Raw genomic sequence first — 19,043 nt, 5'->3', positions numbered from 1 at the left:
GCGCCCGAATTTTCCGGTCAGTCGTGTGCGACGTTCGCCGTGACCGGTTGTCCGTTGATGCGTGCGACGATCGTGATCGCACCCGCGAGATCGGCGCCGCCCTTCAGCGGGAGCCGCCACTCGCGCCGCGTGCCCGCGAGCGCGTAGCCGAACAGCCCGCCGGACACGGCGTACGACTCGCCCGCCGCGTTGCGCAGCGTCAGCGCGCCGATCTGGGCATGTCGCGCGCCATGGTTCTCCACGCGCAGGAACCATGCGTCGTCGTGCTTCTCCAGATGCCAGTCGAGCTGCGGCTGGACGTTCGGCACGGCCGAGCCGACGAACACCGGCACCGAATAGCGCAGGCGCACCTGTACGCCGTTCGCCGGTGCGGCGTCCGCGGGCGGAATCTCGTCGATCAGCAGCCGGTAGCTCTGCTCGGCCGGCACCGGGCCCGGCGCGGCACGCACGAGGCGAACGAGCTGATCGGCATTCGGCGCGATCTGCACGATCGGCGGGCTGGCGACCACGCCCTGCGTAGGCACGAGAACGTCGCCGGCGCTGGTCTGAGTCCATGCGAACACGCGTACCTGCCCGTACAGCGGCTTGTCGCCCGTATTGCGCAGGCTGACACCCGCGGCCGGCTGGTCGGCGTGCAACTCCACCATCACCGGCGAGATCTGCAGCGTGCTGGCGTGCGCCTGCACGCCGAGCACGGCCGCCAAGACGGGCATCGCGATGCGGACACCCATTGCCGAACGCCATGCACCCATGGTCAGAAGTACACCGTGGCCGTGACCGTCGTCGTATAGGTATCCGGCGCCGGGGTCGTCTGAGCCGGCACCTTGCCGTAGACGGTCAGCGTTTGCGCCGAGCCGGTGCCGGTGCCCGCGAGCGTGTCGGTACCCTGCGTGTTGCCCCAGTTGGTCGAATACGCCGAATCCTGGTACAGCTTGAACGACACCGTCGACGACGTATTGCCGCTCGTCGTGCCGGCCATCAGGCGCGTCGTGGTGGACGAGCCGGACACGGTGCCGGCATCGAGGCCGACGTTGTACGGCGTCGTGTTGGTGCAGGTCACCGCCAGCGTCGTGCTGCCGGTCACCGCGGAAGTGAGCACGCCAGTCGAACCGAAATTCAACGCGTTCGCGGAAATCGTGCAATTGGCGACGAGCGTCAGCGAAACCGCAAAAGTGGCGGTGGCCGTGCCGTTCGAATAAGTTGCCGCGGAAGCGGCGGCAGGCGACAGTGCTGCAGCCGCGATTGCAACGGCGGTCAGGGCGGCGGTGAGGCGTTTCATGGTCATATCTCGCGATTTTGTCGATGGGATGTCGATGAACAAGGTTAAAAATTAATCACCGACAGGGCGCGAGTTTAGCGTTGCTGTTTTTTAAATGATATCCATAAACACCTCATTTTACACAATTTAAATAACGCGAAATCGCATTATATTTCATTAACTTACTTATTATTCCAGCAGATTATAGGATGAAATATTCGATAATATTTCATTGATTTTTCAGGCGACTGGATCGCGGCCCCGTCGATGTCCCGGTGTCATATGCGGCACGCTCACAAGGCAGCCCGAAATTCCTTTCCCCGTCGCCCCCTCTGCCCGGAACATCGTGAGCCTGGAGCGCCCGTCATTCGCCCAGCGTAGAAACACGTGCAATCAGGATCGCGCCTCAAATCAATTCTTCACATCATTTAATATCATCAATTAATGACGCAGATCAAAGACGGAAATCCCCCTTTTCGACACGCGCAATGTCCCGCATTCGGCCGTCAAATGAACCTCCATTTACCCGAATCCAGGGAGCAGTCGGCAAATAATAAATTCACCGATGAAAGGTCCGTTTATATTGTCAATTCCACCCGCTATCCGGGACTGGAACCTCTCCTGACGATCCGCACCTGACTCGGGCGCCGGACCTCCCCCGGGCCGCCTCATCAACTGGCGCACATTTGCCTGCAGCCGCGGCAACACGAGCACGTCGAATCGCTCGGCTCGCGGATCGACGCGCACGTGCGAACCGTGCTTCGTTGCGCGGCACGGGTTCAGGCAAAGGGGGGGAATACGAGCGAAGACGGAGCGGCCATGACGCGCAACCGGTGAGGCGCGACGCGACCGGTGACGGATCAGAGGACGGTTTGGGGATCCGGCTCGCCCCGCACGGCGCACGCTTACGGCCGCATGATGCGCGCCGCGACGCCGGCCCGCAGGCCGACGGATTCGATCGTGCCGGGCCGGACACGCAACGTGCCGGCCCGCACGCCATCACGACGCTTCGATCAGTACTGCGCCTGATCGGTCGGATTCCTGAACAGCTGCTTCATCTCCGGCGACAGCGGATAGTTGAGGCTCACGCCCTTCGGCGGAATCGGCTGCATGAACCACTGGTCGTAGAGCTTCTCGGCCGCGCCCGAGGTCTGCATCTTCGCGATCACGCCGTCCACCACGTGCTTGAACGCCGGATCGTCCTTGCGCATCATGCACGCGTAGTTTTCATGGACGAGCGGCGTGCCCGCCACCGTGTACGCGCCCGGATTGCGGTCCTTCGCGATCTCGCCGTACAGCAGCGGCTCGTCCATCACGAATGCGACCGCGCGCCCCGTCGTGACGTTCATGAACGCTTCGGCGTGGTCCTTCGCGCTGATGATCGTCATGTTCATCCCCTTCTCCTCGTTGAGCTTGCGCAGCAGGCGCTCGTCCGACGTGCCGGCGGTCGTCGCGACCGTCTTCCCGGCCAGGTCCGTGAACTCTTTCACGCCCGAATCCTTGCGCGTGCTGAAGCGGATCCCGTACAGGAAGATGCTGTTCGAGAACGCGGCCTGCTTCTGCCGCTCGAGCGTGTTGGTCGTCGATCCGCACTCGAAGTCGATCGTGCCGTTCTGCAGCAGCGGAATCCGGTTCTGCGACGTGATCGGGATTTCCTTCACCGTCAGGTTCGGCGCCTTCAGCTCGGCCTTGAGCGCGTCGATGATGCGCGCCGCGATGTCGCGCGAGTAACCGATGTTCTTCTGCTGGTTGTCCGAATACGAGAACGGCACCGACGATTCGCGGATGCCCAGCGACACGATGCCCGTGTCCTTGATCTTCTTCAGCGTGCCGGTGAGCGCCTGCGCGTGCGCGGTGCCCGCCAGCGCGCAGGTCAGCGCGACGGCCAGCCAACGGGAGCGGCGATCCATGCTTTTCTCCTGACGAAACGTTGATCGAATCGCGATCGTACGCCCGACAAAATTCGCGTCGCATCAGGGAAAGCGTAAGCACGCGTCCATCGCGGGCCGCGCGCGGGCGGCCCATTTCCGTGGCGCGCAAACGCGCGCGCGTCCGGCGCTGCGCCCGGCCGGCCGCCTTCGGTCGCGTCCCGCCCCTCGCATCGCCCGCCCCGGACGCGCAATCGCGCCGCAACGCAGCAACGCAATCGTTTGCGGCAATCCGATTTTTTCTCATACAACACACTCAAGAAGCTCCCTTGGCGGCCGTTACCCAATGCATGGCGCGTCGCAGCAACCCGGCGGCGTTTGTCAGACAAAAACAACAAGGTCCGGTGTTCCCCCGGACCCACGCACTACCGCCGGCACGACGGTTATCTACGAGGATCGAGTTTCACCATGAGAGCCAAACGTTTCAATTTCGCGCTGGCCGGTTCCGCTCATGCGCGCATGCTCGCCGGCATGCTGTCTGCCGCCGCCCTGCTTCCGCTCGCCGGCTGCGGCGGCGGTGGCGGCGACGGCAGCAATCCGTCTTCTTCCAATGCAGCGCCGGCCCCCGCGCCGTCGCCCTCGCCAACGCCGACGACCCCGCCCGCGACCAACGGCAGCAATGCGTGCGCGACGCAGCAGGCCGCCGTGCAGATGGCCGCCCAGACGAGCGCGCCGGCCGAGCCGCCGGTCGATCACCTGATCGTCCGGCTGAAGACGCTGACGGCCACGCGCGCGATGGCGGCCATCGACACCGGCACGCGGCTCGACGCGGTGATCCAGCGCTCGATGACGCGCTGGTCGGCGCCGACGACGACCAGCGCCGCACGGGCGTATGCCGCCGTGACGACGTCGCAGGCACCGCTGAACGTGCAGCTCGAACGCACCCTGTCGGACGGCGCGGCCGTGCTGTCGATCGGTCAGCGCGTCGCGTCCGGCGACGCGGCGATGCTCGCACAGGCATTCGCGGCCGATGGCGACGTCGACTACGCGGAACCGGATCACCCGATGCAGGTTCGCGACACGCCGAGCGACCCCGCATACGGCCAGCAGTGGTATCTGTCCGACGCGAGCGTCGGGATCAATGCCCCGCCCGCGTGGACGCGGACCAAGGGTTCGCCGACCGTCGTCACGGCCGTGCTCGACACCGGCTACCGGCCGCACCCCGACCTCGTCGGCAACCTGCTGCCCGGCTACAGCTTCATCTCGAACGCCAACACCAGCAACAACGGCCAAACCCGCGGCATCGATGCAACCGATCCGGGTGACTGGGTCACGCAGCAGGAACTGGACAATGCCAGCGGCCCGTACTATCACTGCGCGAGCGAACCGAGCGACAGCAGCTGGCACGGCACGCGCGTGATGGGCGTGATCGGCGCCACCGCCAACAACGGCACCGGCGTCGCCGGCGTGTCGTGGCTCGGCCGGATCCTGCCGGTGCGCGTGCTCGGCAAGTGCGGCGGCACGACGAGCGACATCGCCGACGCGATGCGCTGGGCAGCCGGCATGCCGGTCGCCGGCGTGCCGACGAACCCGAATCCCGCGAAGATCATCAACCTGAGCCTGGGCGGCGTCGGCGCATGCAGCGCGACGTTCCAGCAGGCCATCGACGACGTGAACGCGAAGGGCGTGACCGTGGTCGTCGCCGCGGGCAACGACGGCCTGTCGACCGGGCTCGACCAGCCCGCGAACTGCCGCGGCGTGATCACCGTCGCCGCGACCGACGCGACCGGCCGCCGCGCATCGTTCAGCAACTTCGGCTCCGACGTCGCGCTGAGCGCGCCGGGCGTCAACATCCTGTCGACGGCCAACGGCGGCACGACGACGCCGGGCACGGACACGTACGGCACCGCGAGCGGCACGAGCCTCGCGACGCCGCAAGTGACGGGCATCGTCGGGTTGATGCTGTCGATGAACGGCAACCTCACACCCGCGCAGATCCAGCAGAAGCTGCAAGGCGGCGCGCGCGCGGCGCTGCTGCCGGCCAGCACGTCGTGTACCGCGCTGCCGGCCGGCTCCGGTATCGCCGATGCGGGCGCCGCCGTCACGGCGTCCACGCAGTAACCGTCACGTCGCCTCGACGCAACCGCGCGCATGCCTGCCTGGCGTGCGCGCGTTTTTTCATCGGCGGCCCCACATCGTCGCGCTGACGTTCTGCAAGCATTGCCGGAAAAAAAGGGCGAACAAAGGGTTGACGCTTCGCACGACGACCCATTACCATCGCCCCCGTCTGATTACATGGAGTGTTCTGTGAACACCGATGCGAGTTGTAGTTGGTCCTCGACCAACTTGACTGCTGCCTGAGGAAACCGCGCAGAGCCTCGTCTTCTGCCGCATCCCGGGAAGCAGGATGCGGCGCCCTTCCGGCCTGACCGGCCAGAATCCCCCGCCGAATTTTTCGATATCGCCGAATGTCCGCGCTGCGCAACCGTGCGTTGCCGCGTGCGTGCGTTCGTGCCGCGTGCAGCGCGAGCTGCGTGCATGTTCCGTTCGCGTGCCGTCCGGCCGCGCGCCCTCGTGCGTGCGCGGCTGCCGATCGCCCGTGCCGCCTACCCGCAACCGACAGGAGTGCAGATGAACTCAGACGACAGTAGTCGATTACCGCTCGCCGGTGCGACGCTGCGCATCGACCGTTCGACCGCACTCCGCGCGCCGGCGAGCGTTCCCCCCTTCACCGATCCACAGCCGATCGCGCCTGACGCGACGCGGCGGGGAGCGCTCGTGCGTCGATAACGTCACGGTCGCTCCCCGCCCGCCGCCTCGCGCGCAAGGAGCGACTCATGACACACCGAAACACCTCGCAAAAGAAACAGCGCGGCTTCATCAACGCCGGCCCCGGTCAGCAGAACGAACCGCGCATCATGCGCGCCGCGCAGGAAGCGGCCCGCCCGCTCGAAGCAACCTTCAGGTCGCTGCGCACCAGCACGCGCGGCCTCACCTACGAGCAGGCCGCCGACCGCCTGCAGCACAACGGCCCGAACGAGATCGCGCACGACAAGCCGCCGCACTGGACGCGCCAGCTGCTGCACGCGTTCCACAATCCGTTCGTCTACGTGCTGCTGGTGCTGGCCGCGATCAGCTTCTGCACCGACGTCTACTTCGCGGCACCCGACGAGCGCGACTACGTCGGCATGACGATCCTGCTGACAATGGTCACGATCAGCGCGCTGCTGCGCTTCGTGCAGGAATTCCGGTCGCTGCGCGCGGCCGAGAAGCTCAAGGCAATGGTCCGCACGACGGCGACCGTGCAGCGCGCGGTGACCGACACGTCCGAGCCGACGCGCCGCGAGGTGCCGATGCGCGAGGTGGTGATCGGCGACATCGTGCACCTGTCCGCCGGCGACATGATCCCCGCCGACGTGCGCCTGCTCGCATCGCGCGACCTGTTCATCAGCCAGGCCGTGCTGACCGGCGAAGCGCTGCCGGTCGAGAAATACGACACGCTCGGCGCGGTCGCCGGCAAGTCGGCCCACACGGGCATGGCAGGCACGGCCGGCGCGGCAAACGACGCGTCGACGTCGCTGCTCGATCTCGAGAACGTGTGCTTCATGGGCACCAACGTGGTCAGCGGCACCGCGACGGCGGTGGTCGTCGCGACCGGCGAAGACACCTATTTCGGTTCGCTCGCCCGCAACGTCGTGAGCCACAAGCGCATCGAGACGAGCTTCGACCGCGGCGTCGCGAGCGTGAGCTGGCTGCTGATCAAGTTCATGTTCGTGATGGTGCCGATCGTGTTCATGATCAACGGCCTGACCAAGGGCGACTGGCTGAGCGCACTCACGTTCGCGCTCGCGGTGGCCGTCGGCCTCACGCCCGAGATGCTGCCGATGATCGTCAGCGCGAACCTCGCGCGCGGCGCGATCGCGATGGCGCGCCGCAAGGTCGTCGTGAAGCGGCTGAACTCCGTGCAGAATTTCGGCGCGATGGACGTGCTGTGCACCGACAAGACCGGCACGCTCACGCAGGACAAGATCATCCTCGAACATCATCTCGACCTGTCCGGCCACAAGAACGAGGACATCCTGCGGCTCGGCTGGCTGAACAGCTTCCATCAGAGCGGCCAGAAGAACCTGATCGACATCGCGGTGGTCGCGCGCGCCGACGAGATCGGCGACCGCGTGAAGCCGCAGGGCTACCGGAAGATCGACGAGCTGCCGTTCGACTTCGTGCGCCGCCGCCTGTCGGTCGTCGTCGAGGACACGCACGGCACGCACCTGCTGATCTGCAAGGGCGCGGTCGAGGAAATGCTCGCGGTGTCGACCCATGTGCAGGACGAGGACGGCGTGCGTCCGCTCGACTTCGTCGCGCGCAAGCGGCTGCTCGAACAGGCGAACGCGTACAACGAGGACGGCTTCCGCGTGCTGGTGCTCGCGACGCGCACGATCCCGCGCGGCGACGAACGCGAACAGTACCGCACCGCCGACGAGCGCGACCTCGTCGTGCGCGGCTTCCTGACCTTCCTCGATCCGCCGAAGGAATCGGCCGCGCCGGCGCTCGCCGCGCTGCGCGAGAACGGCGTGACGGTGAAGGTGCTGACGGGCGACAACCCGACCGTCACGATGAAGGTGTGCCGCCAGGTCGGCCTCGAACCGGGCAAGCCGATGCTCGGCGCCGAACTCGAGGCGCTCGACGACGCGACGCTCGCGCAGGTCGTCGAACGCACGACGGTGTTCGCGAAGCTCACGCCGCTGCAGAAGGCGCGCATCGTGAAGGCGCTGCAGGCGAACGGCCACACGGTCGGCTTCCTCGGCGACGGCATCAACGACGCCCCCGCGCTGCGCGATGCCGACGTCGGCATCTCGGTCGACAGCGGCGCCGACATCGCGAAGGAAACCGCCGACATCATCCTGCTCGAAAAGAGCCTGATGGTGCTCGAGGAAGGCGTGATCAAGGGCCGCGAGACCTTCGGCAACATCCTGAAGTACCTGAACATGACGGCCAGCTCGAACTTCGGCAACGTGTTCTCGGTGCTCGTCGCCAGTGCGTTCCTGCCGTGGGAGCCGATGCTCGCGACCCAGCTGCTCGTGCTGAACCTGATCTACGACACGTCGCAGATGCTGCTGCCGTGGGACAAGATGGATCCGGAGTTCCTGAAGAAGCCGCGCAAGTGGGAAGCCGGCAACATCAGTCGCTTCATGCTGTGGGTCGGGCCGACGTCGTCGGTGTTCGACATCACGACCTACGTGCTGATGTGGACCGTGTTCGGCGCCGGTGCGATGTATCACCTGCACGGCGGTTCGAGCGGCCAGATCGTGATGAACTCGGGCTGGTTCATCGAGAGCCTCGTGTCGCAGACGCTCGTCGTGCACCTGCTGCGCACGCAGAAGATCCCGTTCCTGCAGAGCACGGCCGCGCTGCCGGTGCTGCTGTCGACGTTCACCGCGATCGCGATCGGCTGCTGGCTGCCGTTCTCGCCGTTCGCGGATTCGCTCGGCTTCATGCACCTGCCGGGCACCTACTGGCTGTGGCTCGCCGCGACGATGGTCGGCTACATCCTGCTCGCGCAGATCGTCAAGACGATCTATGTGCGTCGCTACAAGCAGTGGTTCTGATTTCCTCCGAACGACGGCGTGCCGGCCCGCATGGGCGGCACGCCCACGACGCACTACAGGTGACGTGATGAAAAGAAGCATGCTTCCGCTCGCCGCCGCGAGCGCCCTCCTCGCGCCGCTGGACGCGTACGCGGCCCATCCGCTCGTCAGCGACGACACGGGCACGCAGGGCAACGCGAACTGGCAGTTCGAGTTCAACGGCGAGGAAACCTCGAAACAGGAGGAGAACGGCCGCCATCAGGCGTGGAACGCGACGCTCACGCGCGGGTTCGGCGAGCACGTCGATCTCTACGTGAACGCGCCTTATACGCATCTGCAAACGCGGACCGACGACAATGGCGCGGGCATCGGCGATGTCGAGATCGGCATGAAATGGCGCTTCGTCGAACGCGGGCCGCTGTCGCTTGCGCTGAAACCGAAGGTGACGATGCCGACCGGCGACGACCGTCGCGGGCTCGGCACGGGCCGCGTCGGCACCGGCGCGACGCTGCTCGCGCAAGCCGACGTCGCGCGCTTCTCGCTGCTCGCGAATGCGGGCCTCGCCTACCAGCCGAATCGCCAGCGCGACCTGCGCGCGGTCTGGGCCATGTCGGCCGCGGCGCTGTACAAGGCGACCGACAAGGTGCAGCTCGTCGCGGATCTCGGCCTGTCGCGCAACACCGAAAGCACGGCCGGCGCGAATCCGGCGTTCGTGATCGCGGGCGCGATCTATTCGCCGACGCGCTGGCTCGATCTCGACCTCGGCTACCGGCACGGGCTGAACGACCAGACCTACCGTCATTCCGTCATGGGTGGGGTGACGGCGCGGTGGTGATGCCGTGGTGATGCGGCCGACGCCGCCTATCGAACCGCGAGACGACGGGTCGCCTTCGGGCGACCCGTTTTTTTCATTCGCCGTCGTTCACGCCGAACAGTTGCGCGCACACCGCACGCCCCTCTTCCGTCAAGGCGGCGCTGCCGGTGCCGTCGTCGTTCAGCGTCGTCGCGCTCAGGCCTGCGGCGTCGAGCTGCGTCAGCACGCGGCGCAGCGTGCTCATCGGCAATTGCGCGCGCTTCGCGATCTTCGGCAGCGACCAGGTTTTGCCGGACGGATCGGTCGCGGCTTCGTGCAGCGTCGCGAGCGTCGCAACGAGTGCGGGATCGAGCGGGGAGTCGTCGGATTCTGAAGTCATCGATTCGGGTTCGTGAGCCGGCGCCGGGCCGGCATTCAGGCGGAAGGCGATCGCGGACACTATACGCCCGGTCACGCGCCCTTGATCGCGGTGCGCATGAACGACACGAAACGCGTGGTCACGGGATCGTCGCGACCCGACAGCCACGCGAGCCCGACGCGCCATTTCGCGTCCCTGCCGTCGAGCGGCAGGACGGTCGCGTCGCGCAGCAGGTACTGCGCGCGCGACGGAATGAATGCGACGCCGACCCCGGCCGCGACCGACGTGAGCACCGACTGCACGTCTTCCGCCTGCTGCGTGACCTGCGGCACGAAGCGGCGCGCGACGCACCAGCGGTCGATCTGCGCGGCGAGCCCGGGGCCGCGTGCGCGCTGCAGCGCGATGAAGCCGATCTCGTTGAGCACGTCGAGATCGGCCGGCACGCGCTTGAAGCCGAGGTGCGGCGGCACCGCGAGCGCGAGCCCCTCGTCGATCACCTTGAACGACGACAACCCTTCATCCGGCGGCAAGCGCAGGAACCCGGCGTCGAGCTTGCCCGCGCGCAGCCGGCGGGTTTGCTCGGACGACGACAGGTCGCTCAGCGTGACCGCGATGCCCGGATTGCAGCGCCGGAATTCCGCGACGAGTTTCGGCACGAGCGTCAGCACGGACAGGCAGATGCCGAGCCGCAGGTGTCCGCGTTGCCCGCTGGTCGCCTCGCGCGCACGCGCGAGGATTTCGTCGGCATCGCGCACGAGCGCCTGCGCGTCGGGCAGGAAGCGTTCGCCGAACGGCGTCAGCTCCGCGCCGTGGCGCCCGCGCTCGAACAGCTTGCCGCCGAGGCTCGCCTCGAGCGCGCCGATCTGCTTGCTCAACGCCGGCTGGCTCATGTGCAGCGTGTCGGCCGCGCGGCTGAAATGGCTGAGCTCGGTGACCGTCAGGAAGGTGCGCAGCAGTTTCAGTTCCATTCTTCAAAGGAATCATACTGATCGAAACATTCATTTTACTGATCGAACGGCGTGACGTTCAATACGGGCATGCCCCTCCCGGAATTCACTGTCATGCCTGTTGATCAAGCGACCGAATGCCTGCCCGATATGTCGTGCGATACGATGGTCGCCGGTGCGAGCGGAACCGAGCCCGACGCACCGGCCCCCGAGCGTCGTGCCGCACGCGCCGACGGACGCAGCCGCCGCTTTCGCTTCGGCACTGCGCTGGACGACGCGCCGCCGCGTGCCGTCACCGGTTCGATCGCGATCAGCTTCGCGGTCGTGTCGCGGCGGAACTGGCCGCGCTGATTCGACGCACCCGGCGCCCTCGCGCCGGACGGTTGCGTTCGACCCGCCGCAAAAAAACAGCGGCAATCCACCGGCATCACGCATCATTGCGCGCACATCCATCGTCATTGCCACGCGATCGACCTTATAATTTCCCGCAACCGCTGACCGCCCACGCATTTCACGTCGCCGCTACGCGCGTGAAAAGGAGACTTTCGCTTGACCGGCCTCATCGCGCGCCTGCCTCGCGCCCGGACCACCCTGCTCATCGCCCTGTCGTTCCTGACACTCGCGTTCGCGACGAACGCGTCCGTGCAGCCGCAGCGCACCGCATCTCCGCATGCGCATGCGAAAGTCGTCAAGAAGAAGCCCGCCCACCGCAAGCACAAGGCCGTCAAACACCGCCGCCCACGCGTGAAGCATCACGCGGTCAAGCGTCACGCGGTGCCCGCGCCGCAGCACCGGCGCGCGACACACACGAACGCGGTTCGCCCGCGCCCCGCCGCGAAACCGCGCCTGCTCGCGAGCTGCGGCTACAGCCCGCGCGCGGTGAACGCGCTGCACGCACGCGCGGCCTACGTGCTCGACGTCGACTCCGGCACGCCGCTGCTGGCCCGCAACGCACGCACGGTACGGCCGATCGCGTCGATCTCGAAGCTGATGACCGCCGTCGTCGCGCGCGACGCGGACCGGCCGCTGAGCGGCGTACTGCGCGTCACCTCGCGCGATCGCGACACGATCAAGTTCACCGGTTCGCGGTTGCCGATCGGCGCGGAACTGTCGCGCCGCCAGATGTTCCACATCGCGCTGATGTCGTCGGAAAATCGCGCGGCCGCCGCGCTGAGCCGCGACTATCCGGGCGGCCGCCCCGCGTTCGTGAAGGCGATGAACCGCGAGGCGCGCCGGCTCGGGATGCGTCATACCCATTTCCGCGAACCGACCGGCCTGTCGCCGCACAACGTGTCGACCGCCGAGGATCTCGCGCGGCTCGTCGGCGCGGCCGCGCAGGATCCGCTGATCCGCTATTTCTCGACGGACACGTCGACCACCGTGCAGGCCGGCGACGGCGAGCTGCTGTACGTGAACTCCGATCCGCTCGTGCGCAACGGCCGCCTGCCGATCCGGCTGCAGAAAACCGGCTTCATCAACGAATCGGGGCACGGCGTCGTGATGCGCATGCGCGTGAACGGCCGCCGCGAAACGGTCGTGCTGCTCGGCGCGCCGACGCGCGCCGGCGTGTCGAGCGATGCGCTGAAGATCCATCGCTGGCTGACCTGCTCGATCCAGTAAACACGACACACGCGGCCGGCGCGTTGATCCACGCAGGAGCGACGCCGTGCAGGACGAATACCGTTTCAACGCATTCGGACGCCTGCCCGCCGTCGTGCGGACGAACCGCCAGCGGGGGCCGCGCGGGCCGCTTCACGCTGAATGACGGGACTGCGCCGTGCGCGCAGCGCCGCTACTGCAACCACATCGGCACGATCGACGCCGCGAGCAGGATGCCCAACCCGGCATTCACGCACCGCCACTGCCGCTCCGTGCGCAGCACACGCGCGAACAGCAGCCCGGCACAACACCAGAGCGACAGCGACGCCATCGCCGCCACGCCGAACGCGAGCCCGAGCAACGCGCCGAGCCGCACGGGGCCGGACGCGAGCGCGGCGAACGACGCGGCCGCGCCGAGCGTCATCGCCCAGCCCTTCGGGTTGTGCCACAGCATCCATACGCCGCTGACGAACCCTTGCGGCCGCTGCACGGCCGCGTCGACGCCGGGCTTGCCGCCGCGCGCGATGCGCGTGGCCAGCCACAGCAGATACAGCGAGCCGAGCACCTTCATCCCGAGTTGCAGCGCCGGCAGCGCCAGCAACACGCTGCCGAGCCCGGCCGCGGCGGCCGCCGCCATCGATGCCAGGCCGGCCGCGATGCCCGCCATCATCGGCAACGAACGCCGATAGCCGAAATGCGCGCCCGATGCAGTCGCGAGCGTCGTCGCGCCACCCGGCGTCACCGTGGACACGATCACGAACAACACCAGCGGCAAGTAGTCTTGAAGCGGCACGCGGGCTCCCGGTTCGTGTCGTCGACACCCCGTTTTACCCGCGCGCCCGGCATTACGAAAGCGAAAGATTTTTATGCCTGCCATTAGCGTTCATAATGCGACTCATGACACGCAACCTCGACATCGCCCTGCTGCGCGCCTTCGTCACGGTCGCCGAGCACGGCAGCATGACGGCGGCGAGCCGCGCGCTGCACCTGACGCAAGGCGCGGTCAGCCAGCAGGTCGCGCGGCTCGAAACGCTGTCCGGCCCGCTGTTCGTGCGCGAGCATCGCAACCTGCTGCTCACGGCGGACGGCGAGCGTCTGCTCGCGCAGGCGCGCCGGCTGCTCGCCGCGCACGACGCGCTGCTCACCGATATGACGGCCGGTGCGATGGAAGGCGCCGTGCGCATCGGCGCGCCGCAGGATCTCGTCGGCAGCTGTCTCGCGCCGATCCTGAAAGGTTATGCGCACGCGCATCCGCAAGTCGCGCTGTCGCTCGTGTGCGCGGCGTCGCCCGCACTGCAGCAGGCGCTCAGGCAGGGCGAGATCGACGTCGCGTTGATCGAGGCACCGGTCGGGCCGTCGCGCGGCGAATGCATCGCCGTCGACCGTCTGGTCTGGGTCGGCGCGAAGGGCGGCAGCGCCCATCTGCAGACGCCGCTGCCCGTGTCGATGGTCGACCGGACCTGCGCGTTCCGCCCCACCGTGCTCGACGCGCTGCGTGCCTGCGATCGCGCGTGGCGCACCGTGTTCGAGAACGGCAGCATCGACGCAACGGCCGCGACCGTGCGCTCCGATCTCGCGGTGACGGCCTGGCTCGCGTCCACCGTGCCGGCCGATCTCGACATCCTGCCGGCCGACAGCGGCCTGCCCGCCCTGCCGAACTTCGCGATCAACCTCCATCTGCCGCGCGGCCAGCACGCGCTGGCCGCGGCGGAACTGGCCCGCCACCTGCGCAACGGCTTCGCACGCGTGCGCACGGCCGCCTAGCCTTCTTCCCGCTACACGACACCCGGATCCTGCTGCGCCGGCGTCACGCCCGCCGCTTCCAGCGCCTGGTGCAACGTCGGGAAGATGCACGACGCGCCGACGATCGCGGTGATCCGGTGGCGCGCCATGTCCGCGTGCAGATAGCGGTTCACGCGCCCGAACAGCACGCCGATCCGGCGCGCGTGCAGCGCCTCGACGAGATCGGTGATCGTCCGCGCGGCCGAGTAATCGAGATCGGTGATCGCGCCCGCGTCGACGATGAACCAGCGCAGCGGCACCGGCGACGCATCGACCAGCTCGATCACTTCGGCGGCGAACAGATGGTCGTTCGCGAAGAACAAGTCGGCGCCGAACCGGTAGACGATCAGCCCCGGCGCCGTCATCGCGCCCGGCCGGGCCGGCACCGGCAGCCACCGCCCGTTGCCGTCGGCGGCTTCGAGCACCATCGTGTGCGGCTGGTAGCTGTGGCGCACGTGACGCATCAGCGACAACGCGACGGCCAGCAGGATCCCGTGCTCGACGCCGACCGTCACGACGGCCGCGGCGGTGACCAGCGCGAGCGTGAATTCGCCGGGGCTTTCCTTGCGGATCGCCGCGAGGCTGCGCACGTTGATCAGCCCGAGCGCGATCGTCAACACGATGCCGGCCAGCACCGCATGCGGCAGGTACTGCAGCGTCGAACTCAGGAACAGCAGCACCACCGCGACGACCGCCGCGAACGCCAGATGCCCGATCTGGCTGCGCACACCCGCGCCGTCGGCCATCGCGGTCTGCGTCGGGCTGCCGTTGACGACGAACGCGCCGCCCACCGCCGCCGCCGCGTTCGCGGCCGCGAGCCCGAGGATGTCGGCATTGGTATCGACGTCCTCGCCGTACTGCTGCGCGAACACGCGGGCCGCCGCCGCGCTCTGCGCGATGATCATCACGAAGCACGACGCGGCGACCGGCACGAGATCGAGAAACTGCTGCCACGTGACGGTCGGCCAGCGCAACGGCGGCAAGCCGCCGGCGACGGGCCCGAGCACCGCGATGCCCCGCTCGGCGAAGCCGAACCAATCGCTCGCGGCGATGCTGCCCGCCACCGCGATCATCGGCATCGGCACGCGCGGCAGGAAGCGCTTGCACGCGAGAATCGCGACGACGACGAGCACCGCGAGCGCGAGCGTCGGCCGATGCGCGTGCACGGCATGCGTGACGACGTAGTCGAGCTGGGCGACGCTGCGCGATGCCGGATACGGCACGGACAAGCCGAGCATGTCGCCGAGCATCGCGATCGACACCTGCACGCCGACACCCGCGAGGAAGCCGACCAGCACCGTGCGCGACAGGAAGTCGGCGAGAAAGCCGAGCTTGAAGATGCGGGCGAGCAGCAGCATCGCGGCGGTCAGCAGCGCGACCATGCCGGCCAGCGCGACGTACTCGGCGCTGCCCGCCGGCGCCATCGACGACAGGCGGCTCGCGAAAATGGTCGCGGTCGCGGAGTCGGCGGCGACGACCAGATGGCGCGACGCGCCGAAGCACGCGAACGCGATCAACGGCAGGAACACGGTATAGAGGCCCGTCACGGCCGGCATGCCGGCGATGCGTGCATAGCCGAGCACCTGCGGGATATCCATCGACGCAAGCGAGATGCCCGCGAACACGTCGCGGACGGCCGACGCGCGGCGAATCGGCAGAATGCCCTTCAGCAGCCGCACGCGGCGCGGCCGGCTTTCGTTGGAATCTGGCATGCGTGAAATGCGTGGATGACTGGAGCGACCTGGAAGCGGGATGCAGGAAGTCGTTCGCGCATCGTGCCCCGAGCGGGCATGGCGTGGCAAGTGCATAGTGTGTTGCGCGCCATGAACACGACGCAGCTCCACGCAACGGTGAGAATGTTCGGGAGCCCTACGCCATGCATTCGCGGCCGCCGACCGGAACCCAGTGGCACAATCACGGTCCCTTTCATGTGCCCTTCACCGGGCGCGCGCCGCAGCGCGGCGCCGATTCAACGCACGCGAAGAACCCTGCCTGCCCTTATGACCCTGAACGAATCCTGGTTTGCGCCGCTCGTCGGCATCCTCATCCTGCTCGCCGCCGCCGGCGCGATCACCGCCGCCGTGCATTTCCTGCTGTTCCGCGTGGTCGCGCGCCTCGCGCGGCTGTCGGCCACCCGCATCGACGACGCGCTGTTCGAGTTCGGCGCATTCAAGTGGCTGAACCGCATCGTGCCGTTCGTCGTGATCAAGCTCGGGCTCGGCGCGGTGCCCGGCATCCCGGCCGTGGCCGTGCAGGCCGCCGACAAGGTGCTGTTCGCGTTGATCGTGTTCCTGGTGTCGATGACGATCAGCACGACGCTGTCCGCGCTCGAGCACTCGCACCGCACGAGCCAGCGCGACCAGCCGCGCCTGTCGCTGAAAGGCGCGATGCAGCTCGTCAAGCTCGTGATGTTCATCACGGCCGCGCTCGTCGTGATCGGCGACGCGACCGGCAAGCAGATCGGCCTGCTGCTGTCGGGCATCGGCGCGATGTCGGCGGTGCTGATGCTGATCTTCAAGGACACGCTGCTCGGCCTCGTCGCCGGCGTGCAGCTGTCGTCGAACGACATGCTGCGGATCGGCGACTGGATCACGATGCCGTCGGCCGGCGCGGACGGCACCGTCATCGACATCACGCTGAACACGGTCAAGGTCGCGAACTTCGATCACACGATCATCACGGTGCCGACGTGGAAGCTGATCACCGAGAGCTACCAGAACTGGCGCGGGATGACCGAAGCCGGCGGGCGCCGCATCAAGCGCGCGCTGTTCGTCGACGCGACGAGCGTGCGCTTTCTCGGCGACGACGAGATCGAACGGCTCGAACGCCTGACGCTGTTGAAGGACTACCTGGAAGACAAGGTCGACGCGATCGCGCAATGGAACGGCACGCTCGGCGCGGCCGGCGCATGCCCGGCGAACCGCCGCCAGTTGACGAATCTCGGCACGTTCCGCGCGTACGTCGCGAACTACCTGAAGGGCCATCCGCACATTCGCCGCGACATGACATGCATGGCGCGCCAGCTGCCGCTGACGGCCGAAGGCATTCCGCTCGAACTGTACTGCTTCACCGATACGACGACCTGGGTCGACTACGAGGCGATCCAGTCCGACCTGTTCGATCACCTGATCGCGGTGCTGCCGGAGTTCGGGCTGCGCGTGTACCAGCACCCGTCGGGCTTCGACATGCGCCGGATGGCCGGCGCGGCGCAGGCCGAACTGCAGGCGCCGCACGCGCGGTGATGCTTGCCGTGGCGGCCTGCAACGGGCCGCCCGCCCCACCCCGTCGCGGCGCGCCGGGCGCCGCTCACCGCCCCGCGCACTCGGACGCGAGCCGCCCCACGACCTTCAGCGCGTCCTCGATCTGCCGCGACCACGGATAGCTGTAGTTGAGCCGGATGAAGTGCCGGTAGTCGGCCGTCGCCGAGAACATGTGGCCGGGCCCGATCGTGATTCCTTGCGCGAGCGCGAGCGCATACAGCTTCATCGCATCGACCTGCGCCGGCAGCTCGACCCACAGCACGTACCCGCCCTGCGGCTGCGACAGCCGCGTGCCTTCCGGGAAGAACCGCCGCACCATCGCGCTCATCAGGCTCGCCTGCTGCGCATACTGCTTGCGCATTCGCCGCAGGTGGAAATCGTAGCCGTCGTACTTCAGGTATTCGGCGATCGCGAGCTGCTCGATCGCGGGCGTCGCGAGCGTGTTCAGGAATTTCAGCTTCTCGACCTGGTCGCGGTAGCGGCCCGGCATCGCCCAGCCGATCCGGTAGCGTGGCGACAGGCTCTTCGTGAACGACGCGCAATGCAGCACGAGCCCGTCGCGGTCGTACGACTTCAGCGCGCTCGGCGTCGTGTCGCCGAAATGCAGTTCGTGATAGACGTCGCTCTCGATCGCGGGCACACCGTGCTTCGCGAGCAGCTCGACGAGCGCGCGCTTGCGCGCATCGGGCATCTGGAAGCCGAGCGGATTCTGGAAATTCGGCATCACCATGCACGCGGCGATGCGCTCGCGCGCGAGGATCCGTTCGAGCGCGTCGAGATCGATGCCGTCGCCCGGATGGGTCGCCACCTCCAGCGCGCGCATGCCCATCCGCTCGATCGCGTGCAGCATCGCGTAGAACGTCGGCGACTCCACCGCGATCGTGTCGCCGGGCTTGGCGACCGCCTGCAGGCACAGGTTGATCGCCTCGGTCGCGCCGATCGTCATCACGATCTCGCCCGGCTCGACCGGGATCCCGCGCTCCGCGTAGCGTCGCGCGATCTGGCGGATCAGCTCCTGGTTGCCGGGCGGCAGGTCGTCGATCACGCCCCAGCGCGTGCGGCGCCGCCCGATCGCCTGCGCGTAGCGCGCGAGACGCTGCACCGGGAACTGCGACGCGTCGGGATACGGCGAGCCGAGCGGCACCGCGTCGTCGCGCGAGATCGAGCGCAGCGTCGACAGCACGAGCCGGCTCACGTCCACCGCCGACGGCTCGGCGGCCGGCGCCGACACGTGCAGCTCGGCCTCGGCCGGCGCCGTGGTCCGGGCCCGCACGAAGTAGCCCGACTGCGGCCGGCTCTCGATCAGGCCGCGGCTCTCCAGCACGAGATACGCGCGCAGCACGGTCGTGACGCTGAGCTGCTGCTGCCGGCTCGCCTGGCGCACCGACGGAATCCGCTCGCCGGGCCGGTACACGCCACGCTCGATCTGCGCCTGCAGATCGTCGGCCAGTTGTTCGTAACGCTTCACGCGCCTCCCTTTCAACTTCCCTTCAACAACACAGTTGCGGTCCGCACTGCTTGATTTGGCGCAACTGTACTCTTTTTTGAAGATGAAAGGTGTACACACAG

At 67.7% G+C, this 19,043-nt stretch carries 15 protein-coding genes; 7 read left to right on the top strand and 8 right to left on the bottom strand.

The features are described 5' to 3' along the window. Positions 1–17 precede the first annotated feature (17 nt). The 3 genes from U5771_RS12490 to U5771_RS12480 all read right to left on the bottom strand — a co-directional run bounded on the left by U5771_RS12490 (position 18) and on the right by U5771_RS12480 (position 3,168). Positions 18–731, bottom strand: coding sequence for a molecular chaperone (locus tag U5771_RS12490; protein ID WP_322024256.1), 714 nt, complete (start codon positions 729–731; stop codon positions 18–20). A 23-nt stretch (positions 732–754) separates the two neighbouring features. Then, the gene (locus U5771_RS12485; protein WP_322024255.1) at positions 755–1,279 is read right to left on the bottom strand and encodes a spore coat U domain-containing protein; all 525 of its coding nucleotides are present in this window, start codon (positions 1,277–1,279) and stop codon (positions 755–757) included. Positions 1,280–2,271: 992 nt separating this feature from the next. Further along, entirely contained in the window at positions 2,272–3,168 is an 897-nt protein-coding gene (locus U5771_RS12480) for a glutamate/aspartate ABC transporter substrate-binding protein (protein ID WP_322024254.1), read from the bottom strand. A 426-nt stretch (positions 3,169–3,594) separates the two neighbouring features. Here U5771_RS12480 and U5771_RS12475 point away from each other — a divergent pair, with 426 nt between their 5' ends. The 3 genes from U5771_RS12475 (at position 3,595) to U5771_RS12465 (ending at position 9,549) form a co-directional block, all read left to right on the top strand. Continuing rightward, complete coding sequence (locus tag U5771_RS12475; protein ID WP_322024253.1) at positions 3,595–5,247, top strand: S8 family peptidase; 1,653 nt, start codon at positions 3,595–3,597, stop codon at positions 5,245–5,247. A gap of 716 nt (positions 5,248–5,963) precedes the next feature. Further along, entirely contained in the window at positions 5,964–8,735 is a 2,772-nt protein-coding gene (mgtA, locus tag U5771_RS12470) for a magnesium-translocating P-type ATPase (protein ID WP_322024252.1), read from the top strand. Positions 8,736–8,802: 67 nt separating this feature from the next. Then, the gene (locus tag U5771_RS12465; RefSeq protein ID WP_322024251.1) at positions 8,803–9,549 is read left to right on the top strand and encodes a transporter; all 747 of its coding nucleotides are present in this window, start codon (positions 8,803–8,805) and stop codon (positions 9,547–9,549) included. A gap of 73 nt (positions 9,550–9,622) precedes the next feature. Here U5771_RS12465 and U5771_RS12460 read toward each other — a convergent pair whose 3' ends face one another. Then, complete coding sequence (locus tag U5771_RS12460; RefSeq protein ID WP_322024250.1) at positions 9,623–9,907, bottom strand: transcriptional regulator; 285 nt, start codon at positions 9,905–9,907, stop codon at positions 9,623–9,625. 71 nt (positions 9,908–9,978) lie between these two features. Then, positions 9,979–10,854, bottom strand: a complete 876-nt coding sequence (locus U5771_RS12455; RefSeq protein ID WP_322024249.1) for a LysR family transcriptional regulator — start codon at positions 10,852–10,854, stop codon at positions 9,979–9,981. A 93-nt stretch (positions 10,855–10,947) separates the two neighbouring features. On the opposite strand from U5771_RS12455, the gene U5771_RS12450 reads away from it, so the two are divergent. Together U5771_RS12450 and U5771_RS12445 are read left to right on the top strand one after the other, a co-directional pair. Continuing rightward, on the top strand, positions 10,948–11,184 hold the full coding sequence (locus tag U5771_RS12450; RefSeq protein WP_322024248.1) for a hypothetical protein: 237 nt from the start codon (positions 10,948–10,950) through the stop codon (positions 11,182–11,184). Between the two features lie 198 nt (positions 11,185–11,382). Continuing rightward, on the top strand, positions 11,383–12,453 hold the full coding sequence (locus U5771_RS12445) for a serine hydrolase (protein WP_322024247.1): 1,071 nt from the start codon (positions 11,383–11,385) through the stop codon (positions 12,451–12,453). Between the two features lie 172 nt (positions 12,454–12,625). Here U5771_RS12445 and U5771_RS12440 read toward each other — a convergent pair whose 3' ends face one another. After that, positions 12,626–13,225, bottom strand: a complete 600-nt coding sequence (locus tag U5771_RS12440; RefSeq protein ID WP_322024246.1) for a LysE family translocator — start codon at positions 13,223–13,225, stop codon at positions 12,626–12,628. Positions 13,226–13,320: 95 nt separating this feature from the next. Between U5771_RS12440 and U5771_RS12435 the strand changes: the two genes are divergently transcribed. Beyond that, positions 13,321–14,196, top strand: coding sequence for a LysR substrate-binding domain-containing protein (locus U5771_RS12435; protein ID WP_322024245.1), 876 nt, complete (start codon positions 13,321–13,323; stop codon positions 14,194–14,196). An 11-nt stretch (positions 14,197–14,207) separates the two neighbouring features. Here U5771_RS12435 and U5771_RS12430 read toward each other — a convergent pair whose 3' ends face one another. Further along, positions 14,208–15,926, bottom strand: coding sequence for a SulP family inorganic anion transporter (locus U5771_RS12430; protein WP_322024244.1), 1,719 nt, complete (start codon positions 15,924–15,926; stop codon positions 14,208–14,210). A 288-nt stretch (positions 15,927–16,214) separates the two neighbouring features. Here U5771_RS12430 and U5771_RS12425 point away from each other — a divergent pair, with 288 nt between their 5' ends. Further along, positions 16,215–17,456 carry a mechanosensitive ion channel family protein gene (locus tag U5771_RS12425; RefSeq protein WP_322024243.1) on the top strand — a complete coding sequence of 414 codons (1,242 nt, stop codon included), beginning with the start codon at positions 16,215–16,217 and terminating at the stop codon, positions 17,454–17,456. A gap of 64 nt (positions 17,457–17,520) precedes the next feature. Here U5771_RS12425 and U5771_RS12420 read toward each other — a convergent pair whose 3' ends face one another. Then, positions 17,521–18,942: a PLP-dependent aminotransferase family protein gene (locus U5771_RS12420; protein ID WP_322024242.1), complete on the bottom strand. Its 1,422-nt coding sequence runs from the start codon at positions 18,940–18,942 to the stop codon at positions 17,521–17,523. Positions 18,943–19,043 lie beyond the last annotated feature (101 nt).

The sequence above is a fragment of the Burkholderia sp. BCC1977 genome (assembly GCF_905339595.1).
Lineage (GTDB): Bacteria > Pseudomonadota > Gammaproteobacteria > Burkholderiales > Burkholderiaceae > Burkholderia.
Note: the sequence above shows the minus strand (reverse complement) of the source record. Positions and strands in the feature narration are given on the sequence as shown.

Coding starts and splice junctions, on each gene's coding strand:
- U5771_RS12490 (WP_322024256.1), bottom strand. CDS start 731: ATGGGTGTCCGCATCGCGATGCCCGTCTTGGCGGCCGTGCTCGGCGTG.
- U5771_RS12485 (WP_322024255.1), bottom strand. CDS start 1,279: ATGAAACGCCTCACCGCCGCCCTGACCGCCGTTGCAATCGCGGCTGCA.
- U5771_RS12480 (WP_322024254.1), bottom strand. CDS start 3,168: ATGGATCGCCGCTCCCGTTGGCTGGCCGTCGCGCTGACCTGCGCGCTG.
- U5771_RS12475 (WP_322024253.1), top strand. CDS start 3,595: ATGAGAGCCAAACGTTTCAATTTCGCGCTGGCCGGTTCCGCTCATGCG.
- mgtA (WP_322024252.1), top strand. CDS start 5,964: ATGACACACCGAAACACCTCGCAAAAGAAACAGCGCGGCTTCATCAAC.
- U5771_RS12465 (WP_322024251.1), top strand. CDS start 8,803: ATGAAAAGAAGCATGCTTCCGCTCGCCGCCGCGAGCGCCCTCCTCGCG.
- U5771_RS12460 (WP_322024250.1), bottom strand. CDS start 9,907: ATGACTTCAGAATCCGACGACTCCCCGCTCGATCCCGCACTCGTTGCG.
- U5771_RS12455 (WP_322024249.1), bottom strand. CDS start 10,854: ATGGAACTGAAACTGCTGCGCACCTTCCTGACGGTCACCGAGCTCAGC.
- U5771_RS12450 (WP_322024248.1), top strand. CDS start 10,948: ATGCCTGTTGATCAAGCGACCGAATGCCTGCCCGATATGTCGTGCGAT.
- U5771_RS12435 (WP_322024245.1), top strand. CDS start 13,321: ATGCGACTCATGACACGCAACCTCGACATCGCCCTGCTGCGCGCCTTC.
- U5771_RS12430 (WP_322024244.1), bottom strand. CDS start 15,926: ATGCCAGATTCCAACGAAAGCCGGCCGCGCCGCGTGCGGCTGCTGAAG.
- U5771_RS12425 (WP_322024243.1), top strand. CDS start 16,215: ATGACCCTGAACGAATCCTGGTTTGCGCCGCTCGTCGGCATCCTCATC.